The sequence below is a fragment of the Mesorhizobium sp. M5C.F.Ca.IN.020.32.2.1 genome (assembly GCF_004023105.1).
In the GTDB taxonomy this organism is placed as follows: domain Bacteria; phylum Pseudomonadota; class Alphaproteobacteria; order Rhizobiales; family Rhizobiaceae; genus Mesorhizobium; species Mesorhizobium wenxiniae.
This window is the reverse complement of sequence record NZ_RZSX01000044.1, coordinates 1-14,722: the sequence shown is the minus strand read 5'-3', so window position 1 is coordinate 14,722 and position 14,722 is coordinate 1. Positions and strand designations below refer to the sequence as shown.

14 protein-coding genes and 1 pseudogene are annotated in these 14,722 nt (G+C 61.7%); 9 read left to right on the top strand and 6 right to left on the bottom strand.

Features of this window, described 5'->3' with window-relative positions; all coding sequences use genetic code 11:
• Window positions 1-421: cation:dicarboxylase symporter family transporter (locus EOA86_RS03880; RefSeq protein WP_245489828.1), on the bottom strand; the 421-nt coding region annotated here is incomplete at its 3' end.
• A 706-nt stretch (window positions 422-1,127) separates the two neighbouring features.
• On the opposite strand from EOA86_RS03880, the gene EOA86_RS03875 reads away from it, so the two are divergent.
• On the top strand, window positions 1,128-1,517 hold the full coding sequence (locus tag EOA86_RS03875) for a hypothetical protein (protein ID WP_029354905.1): 390 nt from the start codon (window positions 1,128-1,130) through the stop codon (window positions 1,515-1,517).
• Window positions 1,518-2,005: 488 nt separating this feature from the next.
• On the opposite strand, the gene EOA86_RS03865 is transcribed toward EOA86_RS03875, so the two are convergent.
• Window positions 2,006-2,710 carry a Crp/Fnr family transcriptional regulator gene (locus EOA86_RS03865; RefSeq protein ID WP_029354903.1) on the bottom strand — a complete coding sequence of 235 codons (705 nt, stop codon included), beginning with the start codon at window positions 2,708-2,710 and terminating at the stop codon, window positions 2,006-2,008.
• Between the two features lie 534 nt (window positions 2,711-3,244).
• On the opposite strand from EOA86_RS03865, the gene EOA86_RS39945 reads away from it, so the two are divergent.
• Window positions 3,245-3,493, top strand: coding sequence for a DUF6074 family protein (locus EOA86_RS39945; protein ID WP_029354901.1), 249 nt, complete (start codon window positions 3,245-3,247; stop codon window positions 3,491-3,493).
• A 364-nt stretch (window positions 3,494-3,857) separates the two neighbouring features.
• Here EOA86_RS39945 and EOA86_RS03855 read toward each other — a convergent pair whose 3' ends face one another.
• The 4 genes and pseudogenes from EOA86_RS03855 to panB all read right to left on the bottom strand — a co-directional run bounded on the left by EOA86_RS03855 (window position 3,858) and on the right by panB (window position 7,142).
• Window positions 3,858-4,490: an acyl-homoserine-lactone synthase gene (locus tag EOA86_RS03855; protein WP_029354900.1), complete on the bottom strand. Its 633-nt coding sequence runs from the start codon at window positions 4,488-4,490 to the stop codon at window positions 3,858-3,860.
• 92 nt (window positions 4,491-4,582) lie between these two features.
• A complete protein-coding gene (locus EOA86_RS03850; protein WP_348628457.1) occupies window positions 4,583-5,281 on the bottom strand; it encodes a LuxR family transcriptional regulator in 699 nt (232 codons plus the stop codon).
• Between the two features lie 120 nt (window positions 5,282-5,401).
• Window positions 5,402-6,310 carry a pantoate--beta-alanine ligase gene (panC, locus tag EOA86_RS03845; RefSeq protein WP_091595811.1) on the bottom strand — a complete coding sequence of 303 codons (909 nt, stop codon included), beginning with the start codon at window positions 6,308-6,310 and terminating at the stop codon, window positions 5,402-5,404.
• Window positions 6,307-7,142 (bottom strand): annotated as a pseudogene (gene panB, locus EOA86_RS03840) (3-methyl-2-oxobutanoate hydroxymethyltransferase). The gene panC and the pseudogene panB overlap by 4 nt, the downstream one beginning before the upstream one ends.
• Window positions 7,143-7,314: 172 nt before the next feature.
• Here panB and EOA86_RS03835 point away from each other — a divergent pair.
• The 7 genes from EOA86_RS03835 (at window position 7,315) to bioD (ending at window position 14,679) form a co-directional block, all read left to right on the top strand.
• Window positions 7,315-8,277, top strand: coding sequence for a hypothetical protein (locus EOA86_RS03835; RefSeq protein WP_091595813.1), 963 nt, complete (start codon window positions 7,315-7,317; stop codon window positions 8,275-8,277).
• Between the two features lie 62 nt (window positions 8,278-8,339).
• A complete protein-coding gene (gene nadA, locus EOA86_RS03830) occupies window positions 8,340-9,314 on the top strand; it encodes a quinolinate synthase NadA (RefSeq protein ID WP_029354894.1) in 975 nt (324 codons plus the stop codon).
• On the top strand, window positions 9,311-10,852 hold the full coding sequence (locus EOA86_RS03825; protein ID WP_029354892.1) for an L-aspartate oxidase: 1,542 nt from the start codon (window positions 9,311-9,313) through the stop codon (window positions 10,850-10,852). The genes nadA and EOA86_RS03825 overlap by 4 nt, the downstream gene beginning before the upstream one ends.
• Before the next feature lie 4 nt (window positions 10,853-10,856).
• Entirely contained in the window at window positions 10,857-11,735 is an 879-nt protein-coding gene (gene nadC / locus EOA86_RS03820; protein ID WP_091595900.1) for a carboxylating nicotinate-nucleotide diphosphorylase, read from the top strand.
• Window positions 11,736-11,942: 207 nt separating this feature from the next.
• Complete coding sequence (gene bioB, locus EOA86_RS03815; RefSeq protein WP_236370746.1) at window positions 11,943-12,911, top strand: biotin synthase BioB; 969 nt, start codon at window positions 11,943-11,945, stop codon at window positions 12,909-12,911.
• Window positions 12,908-14,047, top strand: a complete 1,140-nt coding sequence (locus EOA86_RS03810; RefSeq protein WP_128340761.1) for an 8-amino-7-oxononanoate synthase — start codon at window positions 12,908-12,910, stop codon at window positions 14,045-14,047. The genes bioB and EOA86_RS03810 overlap by 4 nt, the downstream gene beginning before the upstream one ends.
• Window positions 14,044-14,679: a dethiobiotin synthase gene (gene bioD, locus EOA86_RS03805; RefSeq protein WP_029354884.1), complete on the top strand. Its 636-nt coding sequence runs from the start codon at window positions 14,044-14,046 to the stop codon at window positions 14,677-14,679. Before EOA86_RS03810 ends, bioD begins: the two co-directional genes overlap by 4 nt.
• The last annotated feature ends 43 nt before the right edge of the window (window positions 14,680-14,722 follow it).

Here is a 14,722-nt window from a genome sequence, read left to right as displayed (position 1 = left end):
CGGACTGCTCGTGAGCCGTGGCCACATAGCCCTTAACGGCTTGGACATCGAGCGAGGCCGGATCGATGTTGAGGCCGGCGCCAGGCTGAACGATATTCGCGACAATCAGTCCGACAACGAGTGCAAGTGTCGAGAAGGTGAGGAAATAAACCATCGCCTTGGCGGCAACTCGGCCGACCTTCTGCAGATCGCTCATGCCGGCAATGCCGGTCGCTATTGTCAGGAAGATGACAGGTACGGTGATTATCTTGACGACATCGACGAAGGCATCGCCGAGCGGCTTCAGGCTCTGGCCGGTCTCCAAATGGAAATAGCCGATTGCAGCACCCAGGATTATGGCGGCAAGCATCTGCACGTAGGCCCGGGCAAAATGGCGCTTGCGGGCCGCTGCGTTCGCTATGGGGACTTGTGGAACCAACACCGTTTCTCTCCTTGACCGGATCGGGGTGGGGCTCCTCCTTCTCCCATGCAGTGCTCCGGTCGAACGCTGCGCCCACTTCGGCGCAAGCGATGTGCCAAATAGCAAAGAGGGGAAAACGCGCAGGACCTCTCACGCAGTGCTTGTTCGCTCTCCCGCACTCGCGCTGCGGTTGCCAGTCAACTATGGAAGGGTCCGTTCTTGGGAATTCCAAAGGTCGCTCTTTGCTTCGGCGCAGCTTGGCTGGCTGGAAGGTTCCCTGTTTGCCTTGGGGTCTGGGACCTGCGTCCAGATGGTCAACATTTTCCTGCGCGCCGCACGGGGCTCCAAAGATTCAATCGAGGACGGGCCCTCTTCGAAAACGGCGGCAGCGTTGGTCAAGCCCTTCCACCCTGCTGTCCCACCAAGGGTGTTCAGAAGCTCAGTTCACGATTAAGCGATGGATCAGCGTCATCTGCGTTTGCGCCATCGCGGCGGCGTTGCAAGGGGTCTGCCAAGGATGAGCAAGCCGCGAGGCAGGGCCCGAGACCTAGACTCCATCCTCATCAACAGCGCTCGGCTCGCGTTAGGAATGTTCGAACCGCAGCACGATCAGGTGGCCACACCGTTGGTCGGAACCGGAACCCGACGAATGATCGTTCGTGACCGACATCTGTGAACAAGCAGTGTGTGTCATTGCAATCACCACCCATTGCGCGCAATTGCCCATATGGCCGTGAATGAACTGGATTTGGTGATTTTCCAGATGGCGGTGGAAAGCGTCCGCTTGCTCTCTTCAAGCTTTGATGAGAAGGCGGCTGAGATAGCCACGAGGAGCCGTGGTAGCCTTCTTTTCGACGTGCGGGTTGACGGTGACCTGGAGGTCCAGCGAGTCGCAGCCATTGGATATCCAGGCGACAAGATCGGTGTGGTGGCATTGGACCGAGAGGGCCTTGTTAGCTGCTGTTGCCTTGTCAATGGCACCTTCTCACCTTTCATTGCACCATTGGAGAACTGGACCAGCATGCCCCTGTCCATGCAGGCCCAGATCGATGTCACAGGCTATGCGAGGCTCCTTCTGGCCGCCCTGCGAAATGCTGGACATATGCTGGGCAGGTAGCATCACCGATGATGTCTGTGATGAGATGGTGCAGACGGCTGGATGAGGCGATCGCTTGCCGGCAGCTTTGGCCGCCAAGCGATCGGTGAGTTCGCAATGCTGGACACGTCCTGTAGACTCTGCCAGTTAAGTTAGCGGACAACCATCTGACGAATGCCCGATCTGACAGTCTGGACGGCGCGGCATGCCCTCCTAGGAATGCAGCCGTGGTTCTACTCCCTCGGCTGTTTTTGCGTCGAAGGCGACGGGCACACCGTGAACGATGGACGTCGCCGCCACCAATTCCTCAACTCGCGATCGGTCGCTTTGCACGCCGGCATAAGCGTTCGAATGGCGCGGATCGCCTGGGCGGTGGAGAGGAACCGGGCCTTGCCTCTGGACAGAACATAGGCTTCGGCGGCTTTTTCACCCGCCTCCCTGAAACTCTGACTGACACGATCTAGGACGGGAGTTCGGCAGCCTTCAAGCCTATGTCCGATACCGGACAATCAGGCAGCGGTGGCCAGGCCGAAATAACGTTGCTCCTCCTCGCCGTAAGCGCCATGCGTGAGTTCCATCAATCCGACGCGGTCGATAATCGTGACCTCGCCGCGCTTGGCACGGACAAGTCCTCGATATTCAAGCATTTGCAGGGCCGTGGTGACCCCGGGACGGCGGGCGCCGAGCATGGTCGCCAGAAATTCATGCGTCAGGTAGATCTTGTCTCCGTCAGAGCGGTCATGGATCATCAGCAACCAGCGGGCCAGCCGTTCCTCGATTTTGGAGTGGCCATTGACCAGTGCCGTCCGGGACGACTGGACAAGGAACGCGTGGGCATAGTCCAGCACTGACGTGCGCAGCGACGGGCTTTCCGCAACCGCAGGACGAATGATTTCAACCGGCAGGCGCCAGCCATTGCCTGCGACCTGGATATAGGTCTCGTTGGAAGAGCTGTCCTGTCCGAGAATGAGGGCAATTCCTGTCATCCCGTCATATCCGATAATGCCGACTTCACATTGCCGTCCGCCGGTCATGGTGGCGACCACCGAGGCGATGCCCCTCTCGGGAAAATATCCATTCCTGATCGGCTGATGCGCGATCTCCAACTGAGCCTTGATGTCCAGTTCGACGCGATGCAGCGATGGTCGCAACAGCGCGAAGTCCTCCGGCGAAAGGGATTTCAGCACCCGGTTGCGAAAAAGGGATTCGGGCAAGGCTCTCTCTCATGCGGGCAAGAGCGCGTACCTCTTACTGTCGGCTGCATCCGAAGTAACTGACGGCCGATGCCAAGCATAGGCTTCGAAACGCGCGATTGCAAAGCCCTGTCGGGGCAGTGCAGCCATGCTAGAAGTCGCGCGGCCTTACGATAGGCGCGGATGACATGATTCCCTTCTGCGGCCACCAAGAACGGCTCGGGCACGCTTTAATCATTCATACACAAGCTCGCAGGAATGTAAGCGGCGGAACAGTCGGGTGATTCGTGCCGCCCTGCCCTTTCAGAAATCAAGTCATTGGACGTCAATTCGGGCTGGAACGCCTCGTCGCGGAACGGCACAGGAAACGCAGCCGGATCAGCAATGGTGGTTCACCTTATGTGCGGTCCGGATGTGCGGTCCGGCGGCTCATCGCCCAATGGCTTGTCGAGGGGAAGTGGAACTCGTCATGTCGCCGCGAACCGTCACCGCGCTAAGCGGCGCTTTTGAAGACGCCGGTGTTTTCTTTGTGGAACTGAAACTGTGAGGTGATTGATGCATGACTCAAACATTTGCGTATTTCCGCTGCATCGGCGACGCACATTGGTCGAAAGTATCGCCCAGGCCCTCGAGACCAAGAACGGCGAGGCGGCGAGTGCGTTCTGGCGCTGTGCTGCCAAGAAAATGCTCATTCAATTGTCCGATGTAGGAATTGCGCCAGAGTTCGCTGCGCAGGAGGTTGGAAGGCTTCTTCATGCGGTCTTGGACGATATGGCCAACCGAACGGTAATGCACATAGCATAGGCTTGGGCGCTGTTGGATCGCGCGTCAGCTCGGGTCCTTATCGGGGGACTGCTCCGACTGGCCGACGGTCCGGCCAAACCGGCATACCGGCAAAGGTTTGAGGTTGGGATCGCTCACGGCGGCCGGTCCAATATTCCAAGGCGATCTCAGAAGCCACATTGGCTTCTTTCCAAGCGGACGGGCGCCACTTTGGCGTGCTCACGCTGGACTGCGGGTTGCGCCTACGGAAATCCGAAGTCCGGCCGCGCGAGTCGATCGACCGGAACAGTCGAATGCTCGTGGGGCCGGGTCCGCTCAGCTTGACGGCGGGCGGTGGCGGCCGTGAGCAGACTTAACCCAGGTCACGGCTGACCATCCGCAGGCGCTATGCCGATTGGACGAGAACTGGTTGCCACAACACCGGCCCGTTCAGGCGTCCCCTCCAGCGGATGCGCAAGAGACTGGCGTAGGAAATCTCGAGGAAGCCGGCGACTGCCTCGGTGTTGCCGACCTGCTGGGGCTGTCCGATACGTGACAACGGCCAGGTCGCGAGACGAAGGATCCTTTCGATGCGCGTATCTGTCACCGTTACGATCCCGGAGAGATTGTTGGCCAAGCCGAATTCGATGATGCCCGCGAAGAGCTCGTAGGTTGCTTGTGCCAGGCCGCCAGCAGCCTTCGGCGCTGTCGCAGGGAGATCGAGCGCGAAACGACTACTCTCCCAGATATCGGCACTCGCAGGGACCACCATCTCATCCAGCAGCGCCGGAAACGTATCGCGCAACATAGTCGGTCCGGTGGTCGGCAAAAGGCGGACGCAGCCGCAAGTTCGCCAATCGGACCCCTTGAGAAGTAGGTAGACGGGGTTCAGGCTGTCAAACGGGTCCGTTTCCATTTCGCCTTCGGTCTGCACTTCCCAATCGAGCCGCTTCTTGAAAACCCGATACCTAAGCCCGTGCATTTCCCTGAGTTCGCTCGCGAACTCGGCGTAGCAGTCGGGTGTTATCAGCTGCATCATTGTCGTCTCCGTGCGGGATGTGTCCACGCAATCGAAGGGCAAAGCCGTCATGAATGCAGCCTGTAGACCTTTACAGCTAGCCTTGGAGAGGATCAGGATCTCGCCCGAGCAGCCATCCGCACTATGGCCTGGTTGATGGTTCGCACGCCAAGCTTCGCCTTGGCGTTTTCCTGATGGAAGGTCACGGTGCGTTTCGAGACACCGAGAATCTGGCTGATATCCCAGGCCGACTTGCCGCACGCCGCCCATTTCAGGCACTCGAACTCCCGCGGGGTGAGCGTTATGCCATCTACCACGCAATCTTCGGCGAGCCTGCGCCGGGCATGGATATGAACGTTGATCGCAACCAACTGCATTGCTTTTTCGTAGCGCGTCAGCGACCTCAAAAGTGGCGGATGCGCCTCGTTGGAGGCGAAGGTCAGTGCGGCGAACCGGCCGCGATGATCATGCATCGACATGGTCAGTCCGCCGCGAATGCCGAACTCAGCTGCTTTTTCCAGGACTTCCTGCTGCGAGGTCGGCAAATAACGGTGATCGCGGTCCACACCCCAGTCGAAGGTATCCCAGCCTCGCAGTCCCCGCAGGATCACGGGATCCACGCTGTGGTAGCGCAGTTGCAGGTAATGTGATGTCCATGATGATGGATAATTCGAGATCAATCGCGGCGTGTCGCCGGAAGCGGATGGGTAGGTGAAATAAGCGAAGAACGGAAAGTCGAACCCGGCTGCGGCGGACGCCATTGCCTCATGGAGATCGACGGCATCGACGCTTGCAGAGAGTTGCTCGACCAAGGTTTCAAATACGCGATGCATCTGCGCTTTGCCTACCTCGCGGAGGTTGCTGGAAGCCGGGCGGAGACGTGGTTCTAAATGATGGCCTGTCCCTGCAGGGCGTACGACGCGCCGCCGTCATCACCGCAATTGCTGTGCTGCTTCCGATTGGAGAGAGCTCCGCGCACCTGACCAACTACCGATGGGTGATATTGCGACGTTATCGATGAGCCGCGTGTCGCCAAGCCAAGCCGCAGCAAGCAAGCGTGCCGGTCGGTCAAGGCTTGCTAACGATTGCAGGTCTGTTTCTCCGCGAAGCTCCAGGTATTCGAGCTCGCGATAGCCGGCAGCCAGAATTGTTGCACGCGCTTCATCAAGCGTAGGCAGGATGGGAGAGCCGCGTGCAAGCCGCTCGGCCGTATCGAGCAGGACCGATGCTAGTTTTGGGGCAATGGCGCGTTGGGCTGGGGAGAGCCGCACGTTACGCGACGATAGCGCAAGACCATCGGCTTCGCGGACTGTCGGACAGGGCACAATAGTGATCGGAATGTCGAGGTCCCGGACCAAGCGCCTGACAAGCTGAAGTTGCTGAAAATCCTTTTCGCCAAAAAAGGCGAAGTCAGCGCCGGCCTGCAGGAAGAGCTTGGCCACGACCGTCGCCACGCCATTGAAATGGCCGGGCCGGAATGCGCCGCACAGGCATTCGCTGATGCCGGACACTGAAACGACCGTGGCGAAGCCCGCCGGGTACATTTCCTCTGCGTCCGGCACATAGAGCAGATGCGTGCCCAGCGGCGCGAGCTTGGCAGCATCTTCGCTTTCCGTCCGAGGATAGGCAATCAGGTCGGCGGGGCTGTTGAACTGCTTGGGGTTTACGAACAGCGTCACGATCACCCGCTCGGCCCTTTCAAGCGCCTTCCGCACAAGGCTCAGATGCCCGTCGTGCAAGGCTCCCATGGTCGGCACAATACCGATCGTGGCACCCGAGCGACGCCATTGCGCAACGACGGCGCGCAGCTCGCTCACAGTTCGAGCGATCGGCACGCTCATGTGAAGTCTCCGGCCTTCAAGGCGTTGACATAGAGATGTTCGACCGCCGGAAAGTGCCGGTTCCGCACATCGGTGGCGTAAGCGGCGATTGCCGCCTCAGCCTGCTCACCGAGCTCGGCATAGCGTTTGACGAACTTCGGCCGAAATGAGGTGAAGAGCCCGAGCATATCGTCGCTCACCAGAATCTGGCCGTCGCAAGCTGGCGAGGCACCGATGCCGATGGTGGGTATGTCGATATCGGCGGTTATCTGCCGTGCAAGCTGCTCCGGTATCTTTTCGAGCACCAAGGAGAAGGCGCCCGCCTCGGTTACCGCCCTGGCGTCGCGCCTGATCCGCTCTGCATCGGCTCCCCGGCCCTGCACACGATAGCCTCCGAACGTGTTTACCGCCTGCGGCGTCAGCCCCACATGGGCCATGACAGGTACGCCGCGCGCGGTAAGGAAGCGGATGGTTTCCGCGATGGTCTCGCCGCCCTCGAGCTTCACCGCTGAACAACCGGTCTCACCCATCACGCGCGCAGCGTTGCCGAAAGCGTGCTCTGGGCTTTCCTCGTAGGAACCGAAGGGCAGGTCGACGACCATCAGCGCGTGTTCAAGGCCGCGGCGAACGGCCTGTCCGTGCATGATCATCATGTCGAGCGTGACGCCCAGCGTCGACGACAGGCCGTGCCCACCATGCCGACGCTGTCGCCGACAAGAACGATGTCGCAGTGGCGATCGAGTAGCCTCGCGACCGGCGTGGTGTAGGCCGTCAAGCATACAAGTGGCGTTTGGCCTTTTCGCAATCGAATATCTGGAGGGTTAATCCCTTTTATCTCACCAGCCGCGCTCAACCGACGCCCCCTTCCCTTACGTTACCAACAGCGGGTGTCGCGTTTGGCATATTTTTGTGCGACTGCGAAGAGCTAAAAACAGTGCTTGAGTAGTACGGTGTTGACGTGCTGGCTGCCAAGGTTACATTCAATCGATTAAGGCGCTCCGTTGGGCCAACCCACTTTCGCAAACATGGATCCTCAGACAAGAAGAACCAAGAAAGGCAAAGCCGCCGTCAAAGCTGACGAAGCCAAAGTGGACCTGACTGCCGTCGTGGTCGCCGTAAACGACAGTGAGCCCTGTGTCCTCACCGTCGGTCATGCGGACACCCTCCCTTCTGGACCTTTTGCGCTTGAGCATCGATCGCTGCAGTCGGGTTTGAGGGGGTGGGTGGAGCAGCAGACCGGCCATGCACTGGGATACATCGAGCAACTCTACACCTTCGCCGATCGCGATCGCATCGGCACTGAGCGCCACCAGCGCGTCATCTCAATCAGCTATCTCGCATTGACCAGGAAGGAACAGGCAACGAACTCGGCCGCGTGCGGCTGGCAAAGTTGGTACGAATATTTTCCCTGGGAGGACCACCGCTTCGGCACGCCGCCTGTGCTGCTCGATAGATTGCGGCCCCGCCTGATTGAGTGGGCCGGCGGCGCCAGCGAGCCGACCACTCAACGCGAGCGCCGGCAGCGCGCTGCGATAGCCTTCGGCTTCGACGACCGCCATTGGAACGAGGAACTCACGCTCCAACGCTACGAGTTGCTCTATGAAGCTGCTCTGATTGAAGAGGCCGGTGGCGGCAGGGACGCGATTGCGGCCGCGGCTGGCAAACCAATGGTCGCTGACCACCGTCGTATTCTGGCAACCGGGATTGCGCGGCTGCGTTCGAAGATCAAATACCGGCCGGTCGTGTTCGAGCTTATGCGGCCTTCCTTCACGCTGCTGCAACTGCAGCGAACCGTGGAAGCTCTGGCTGGCAGGCTCATCAACAAGCCCAACTTCCGGAGACTGGTCGAGCAGCAGGATCTTGTTGAGGAGACTGGGGAGACCTCCCTCGACACGGGCGGCCGACCGGCGAAGCTTTATCGCTTCCGCCATGCCGTTCTCGACGACAGGGCTATCGCCGGGACAAAATTACCGCTGGCGCGGGCTTGACATACTTATAGTCAAGGTAGACATATTCCCTTATTGTCAAACCGAATATAATCGAGGCGCCAATGGCTGGGGCGTTACCTATGGCTGCGTCCCTGTATGAGCGTGTCCGGCGGGTGATCCCTCCCGTTGAATGGCTCGCGTTCGCCGGCGATATTGAAGCCATCTTAGCGCTGAAGCGTGAGCGCAATGCGGTGGTGCTGGCGCACAATTACCAGACGCCCGAAATTTTTCATTGCGTGGCAGACATCGTCGGCGACAGCCTGGCGTTGGCCCACAAGGCGGTGACGGTCGACGCCGACATCATCGTGGTTGCCGGCGTTCATTTCATGGCCGAGACGGCAAAACTGCTCAATCCGAACAAGACCGTGCTCATCCCGGATCTCAGCGCCGGCTGCTCGCTGGCCGAATCGATCACGGCAGACGACGTGCGGCTAATGCGGCTGCGGTATCCGGGGGTCCCCGTTGTTACTTACGTCAACACTTCGGCCGCCGTAAAAGCGGAGTCCGACATCTGCTGCACGTCCGGCAACGCGAAGGCGGTGGTGGAATCGCTTGGCGTGGCGCGTGTGCTGATGCTGCCGGACGAATATCTGGCGAGGAACGTGGCAGCCGATACAGACGTCGAGATCATCGCCTGGAAAGGCCATTGCGAGGTGCATGAGCGCTTCACCGCAGCAGACATTCGGGAACTGCGCGATGCCCATCCAGGCGTCATCGTGCTGGCCCATCCAGAATGCCCACCAGACGTTGTCGCGGAGGCGGAGTTCTCCGGCTCGACCGCAGCGATGTCGGATTATGTCGAGCGGGAGAAACCGACGCGTGTCGTCCTTCTGACCGAATGTTCGATGAGCGACAACGTCGCGGTCGCGCATCCCGACGTCGAGTTCGTTCGCCCATGCAACCTGTGCCCGCACATGAAGCGCATCAACCTGGCCAACATTCGCGCCGCGCTCGAGCAGAACCGGCATGAGGTCCGGATTGATCCCGAAATTGCCGGCCCCGCCCGCCGCGCGGTCGAGCGCATGCTTTCCCTATGAGCCTGGAGGTTCGCGACATCGCCGGGGCGCCGGTCGTCATCGGTGGCGGCATTGCCGGCCTGATGACGGCGCTTCATCTGGCGCCGGAACCGGTCGTGCTTTTGACCAACGCGCCGCTTGGAACCGGAGCCTGCAGTGAGCTTGCCCAGGGCGGTCTTGCGGCAAGTCTCGGCGGCGACGACGGCCCGGATTTTCACCTTTGCGACACGATAGCTGCCGGCGACGGACTCTGCGACGAGGCCACGGTGCGGCGAGTGGTCCGAGCTGCACCCGAAGCGATTAGGACGATCCAAAGGTTCGGCGTCGCCTTCGACCAGCACCCTGACCGCGCGTTGCGACTTGGGCTCGAGGCGGCACACTCGCGACGGCGGATTGTGCATGCAGCCGGCGACGCCACCGGTCGCGAGTTGGTGCGCGTGCTCATCGCCGCGGTTCGGCGTACAGCCTCGATCACCACTATCGAAAATGTGGAGGTCCGCCGGCTGGTCGTGCAGGACGGGTCGGTCATCGCCGTGGTCGCCGCAGGACGAGCCGGCGCGCTCGCTCTGCCCACGCGTCGCGCGGTGCTGGCGACCGGCGGCGTCGGCGGGCTGTTTTGCGACACGACAAACCCCGCTGGCTCATGGGGTCACGGGCTGGCGCTCGCCGCATGGGCGGGGGCGGAACTCGCCGACTTGGAATTCATACAGTTCCATCCAACTGCGCTCGACGGTCCGCGCCGGCCGATGCCGCTGGTGAGCGAAGCCGTGCGTGGCGAAGGCGCGGTGCTCATCGATGAGCGAGGAGAGCGCTTCCTCGCTGACACACCTGGCGGTGAACTTGCGCCTCGCGACGTCGTAGCGCGCGCCATTTGGCACCAGCTTGCCGTTGGACGCCGCGTATTCCTGGATGCACGGCAAAGTCTCGGCCCGAGATTTGGCAAGCGTTTTCCAGGCATCGCCGAATTGTGCCGGAGCGCAGGGGTCGACCCCGCGACCGACCCGATCCCGGTGCGCCCGGCGGCACATTATCACATGGGCGGCGTCGCCGTAGACAGCGCCGGCCGCAGCTCCATCGAGGGATTGTGGGCCTGCGGTGAGGTCGCCTGTACCGGCCTGCACGGCGCCAACCGCCTGGCCAGCAACTCGCTCACCGAAGCGGCGGTCACCGCGAGCTGGGTTGCCGAAAGCGTTGCCGGCACGTCGTATACCCGGCGACCGCGCAGATGCTCCACATTCGTCCCTCCACGACCAGACGCTTCCGCGGTCCGCCCAATTGTCTCCGCCGCCCTGGGTATCATCCGCGACGGCGAGGCAATGCGCGAAGCGGTGGCGACCCTGCTGCCGATCGCAGCTGACAATGTCGCTGCCTCTGGTCCGGCTTTGGTCTCACTGATGATCGCCGTGGCGGCCCTGGGGCGGGAAGAGAGTCGAGGCGCGCACTGTCGGTCCGATTTCCCGCTCCACGATGCCGACGCGCGCCCATCACGGCTGACACTGCACAGCGCAATGCGGGCCGCGGCCGCACTCGATTGCCGGGCTACCATACGGAGCACCTGATGTGATTTCATTCTCCCCCCTCCCCGCGACCCTGATCGAACCGATTGTGCGCGGTGCGCTCCTCGAAGACCTGGGCAGATGCGGCGACCTGACCAGCGATGCGGTTATCCCGCATGATTGCACTGCCACGTTGGTGCTCAGATCGAGGCAGGCGGGCGTCGTTGCCGGGCTCGATCTGGTCTCGTACGCCTTCCTGCTCGTGGAACCGGCGATCAACATCCAGATCTGGCGCCCTGATGGCAGCGATGTCGGGGCCGGGGAAACCATTGCAAGATTGTCCGGACCCGCGCGAGGCCTGCTCACGGCCGAACGCACTGCCCTCAATTTCTTATGCCGGCTGAGCGGCATTGCCACTGCCACAGCGGCGATGGTTGAGGCCGTGCGCGGTCACAAGGCGAGGATCGTATCGACGCGAAAGACGACGCCCGGCCTGCGGGTATTGGAAAAATACGCCGTGCGCGTCGGCGGCGGTGCCAATCACCGCTTCGGCCTCGATGACGGCGTGCTCATAAAGGACAATCACATCGCGATCGCCGGCGATATCCGCACAGCAATAGAGCGGGCGCGCGCCGCCGCAGGGCATATGGTGAAGGTCGAGGTTGAGGTCGACACGCTGAAGCAGCTCGATGCAGCGCTCGCGATTGGTGTTGACGCGGTGCTGCTCGACAATATGTCGGTCGAGGATCTTGCCCGCGCGGTTTCTATAGTGGGTGGCCGTACGATCACCGAGGCTTCCGGTCGGGTGACGCCGAAAACGGCGGCGGCGATTGCGGCGACCGGTGTCGATCTCATCTCCATGGGATGGCTGACGCACAGCGCCCCGATCCTCGACATCGGCCTGGACATGCCGGACCACCAGAACATCTGCAAGCATTTGAACTGAGGATTACGGCATGAGGAGCAACATCAGCTCGGCAGGCGTAGGAAGGCGGTGGAAAGACGTGCCGCAGCTCGCCTTTTAGCGAGTGCGCTCCAAAGCCAAGTCGGACCGAGCTTGCCGGTCGACAGACTCCTGAAGGCGTACCGGACTAGCAACAAAGGTTTGACGATGACGGTTGGAATGAACTCGGAGTTCGACGTGAACCAGACCATGCAATCGGTCGATGGAACGCCTCCGCGATGGAACCGCAAAGAGGCTGAGGCCATCTACGGCATGCCATTCAACGATCTGCTGTTCCTAGCTCAGACGATCCACCGCCAGAACTTCGATCGAAACCGAGTGCAGCTGTCGCGGCTCCTTAGCATCAAGACCGGCGGCTGCCCCGAAGATTGCGGCTATTGCAGCCAGTCTGCGCATTACGAAACCGGGGTGAAGGCGTCGAAGCTGATGAACGTCAAGCATGTCATCGACGAAGCGGCCAAGGCGCGTGATGGCGGCGCAACGCGCTATTGCATGGGCGCAGCGTGGCGAAGTCCCAAGGAGCGCGACATGGACGTTGTGGTCGCCATGATCGAGGGCGTCAAGGCGCTCGGCATGGAGACCTGCATGACGCTCGGCATGCTCGATCTTGAGCAAGCTGCTCGCCTGAAGCAGGCCGGTCTCGACTACTATAACCACAACATCGATACCTCTGAGCGCTACTATGGCGAGGTTATTTCAACCAGGACTTTTGCCGACCGGCTGGAAACGCTTGGGCACGTGCGCGCGGTTGGGATGAAAGTCTGCTGCGGCGGCATCGTCGGGATGGGGGAAGAAAAGACCGATCGCATCGACATGCTGGTCACGCTCGCGAACCTGCCCGAGCCGCCGGAAAGCGTGCCGATCAACATGCTTATTCCCATCGAAGGCACGCCGCTTGCCGCGGCCGACGCCATCGATCCGATCGATTTCGTCCGCATCGTTGCGCTCGCGCGGGTGATGATGCCGAAATCCTGTGTAAGGCTGTCCGCCGGCAGGACGGCGATGAGCGACGAAACGCAGGCGTTGTGCTTCTTTGCCGGCGCTAACTCGATCTTTGTCGGCGACACGCTGCTGACGGCGGACAATCCCGGCGAGGACAAGGATAGCCTTCTGTTCCAGCGTCTCGGCATCGAGCCGATGGAACTCGCCACGCAATGAACGAGGCAATTCTTGCCCGCTATGACGCATCCTTGCGCGGACTGGCGCGCAAGGACCGGTTGCGGACGCTCGCACCGCGCGCCGGTCTCGACTTCTCGTCGAACGACTATCTCGGACTTGCCGCCTCCAACAGACTTGGCGAAGCGGTTGCGGCGGCGATTGCGCGGGGCACGCCGGTTGGCGCCACCGGGTCGCGGCTGTTGCGCGGCAACGCACCGGAACATGAGCAACTGGAGGCGGACGCCGCGGCATTCTTCGGCGCCGACCGTGCGCTGTTCTTTGGCAGCGGCTACATCGCCAACTTCGCCCTGTTGACCGCGCTGCCGCAGAAAGGCGACCTGCTGGTCCTCGACGAACTCGCCCATGCCAGCATGCATGAGGGCGCGCAGGCCGGGCGCGCCGAGTTCAAGCTGGCCGCGCACAACGACGTCGACGCTGTCGAGGACGCAATCACCCGCTGGCGCGCCGAAGGCGGCACGGGGCGCGTGTGGATCGCCGTCGAAAGCCTTTACAGCATGGATGGCGACCGCGCGCCGATGGAGAGCCTGGTCGCGATGGCCGATCGGCACCAGGCATTCATCGTCGTCGATGAAGCGCATGCCACCGGCATCTGGGGACCGGACGGCCGGGGACTGGCCGCCGCGTGCCAAGGCCGCGACAACATCGTCACGCTCCACTCATGCGGCAAGGCGCTCGGCGCATCCGGTGCACTCGTCACCGGGCCGAGGACACTGTGCGATTATCTCGTCAACCGGTGCCGGCCGTTCATCTACGCCACCGCGCCCTCGCCGCTGATGGCGGTCGCGGCGCGCGAAGCGCTGACTATTCTGTCCGACGAGCCCATGCGCCGCGCTCAGCTGCAGGAACGCGTTGCCTGCGCCGGCCGCCAATTGGCCGAGCGCTGCGGCGTCGTACCCAGCGGCTCGCAGATCCAGCCATTTGTCATCGGCGACGTTGGGCGCACCATGGCGGTGGCGGCGGCCCTGCAGGCACGCGGCTTCGACATACGCGGCATACGTCCGCCGACGGTGCCCGAGGGCACATCGCGCCTGCGCATTTCGCTGACGCTCAACGTCGACGAGACCGACATTTCCGCCATGGTCGAGGCTCTCGTTGAGGTGTTGGCCACAGCATGACCAAACGCATCGTCGTCACCGGAACAGACACCGGAATTGGCAAGACAGTATTTTCGGCCGGACTTGCCGGGCTGCTCGACGGCTTCTACTGGAAGCCGGTGCAATCGGGCCTCGACGAGGAGACTGACAGCGAGGTCGTCGCCCGGCTTTCCGGCTTGCCCGACGGACGCGTGCTGCCCGAAGTCTATCGACTGACGATGCCGCTGTCGCCGCATCGATCAGCCGAAATCGACGGCGTCGCGATCGAGGCCGACGATCTTTCATTTCCGGTCCTGCCGACACCGCTCGTCATCGAAGGCGCCGGCGGGCTGATGGTGCCGCTCAATCGACAGACAAGGTTCATTGACATATTCGAACAATGGCGGCTGCCGGTAATACTGTGCGCCCGCACCGCGCTCGGCACCATCAATCATACGCTGTTGTCGATCGAGGCCCTGAGAGCCCGCTCCATCCCGCTCATCGGCATTGCCTTCATGGGCGAAGAGGTGGCCGATACGCAAAGGACAATCGTGGAATTCGGCGGCGTGCCGCAGCTCGGCAGGCTGCCGCACCTCGGTCCGCTGACGGGTGAAACGTTGAGAGATGCAATGATTTCCGGCTTCGACCTGGCCATGATTGCCGGAGGCGACTGATGGCGCAGTCTCGAGTCTGGCATCCGTTCACGCAGCACGCGCT

Excerpts from the sequence above, each read along its gene's own strand:
- EOA86_RS03875 (WP_029354905.1), top strand. The coding sequence starts at position 1,128 with ATGGCCGTGAATGAACTGGATTTGGTGATTTTCCAGATGGCGGTGGAA.
- EOA86_RS39945 (WP_029354901.1), top strand. The coding sequence starts at position 3,245 with ATGCATGACTCAAACATTTGCGTATTTCCGCTGCATCGGCGACGCACA.
- EOA86_RS03855 (WP_029354900.1), bottom strand. The coding sequence starts at position 4,490 with ATGATGCAGCTGATAACACCCGACTGCTACGCCGAGTTCGCGAGCGAA.
- panC (WP_091595811.1), bottom strand. The coding sequence starts at position 6,310 with ATGAGCGTGCCGATCGCTCGAACTGTGAGCGAGCTGCGCGCCGTCGTT.
- EOA86_RS03835 (WP_091595813.1), top strand. The coding sequence starts at position 7,315 with ATGGATCCTCAGACAAGAAGAACCAAGAAAGGCAAAGCCGCCGTCAAA.
- nadA (WP_029354894.1), top strand. The coding sequence starts at position 8,340 with ATGGCTGGGGCGTTACCTATGGCTGCGTCCCTGTATGAGCGTGTCCGG.
- EOA86_RS03825 (WP_029354892.1), top strand. The coding sequence starts at position 9,311 with ATGAGCCTGGAGGTTCGCGACATCGCCGGGGCGCCGGTCGTCATCGGT.
- bioB (WP_236370746.1), top strand. The coding sequence starts at position 11,943 with ATGCAATCGGTCGATGGAACGCCTCCGCGATGGAACCGCAAAGAGGCT.
- EOA86_RS03810 (WP_128340761.1), top strand. The coding sequence starts at position 12,908 with ATGAACGAGGCAATTCTTGCCCGCTATGACGCATCCTTGCGCGGACTG.
- bioD (WP_029354884.1), top strand. The coding sequence starts at position 14,044 with ATGACCAAACGCATCGTCGTCACCGGAACAGACACCGGAATTGGCAAG.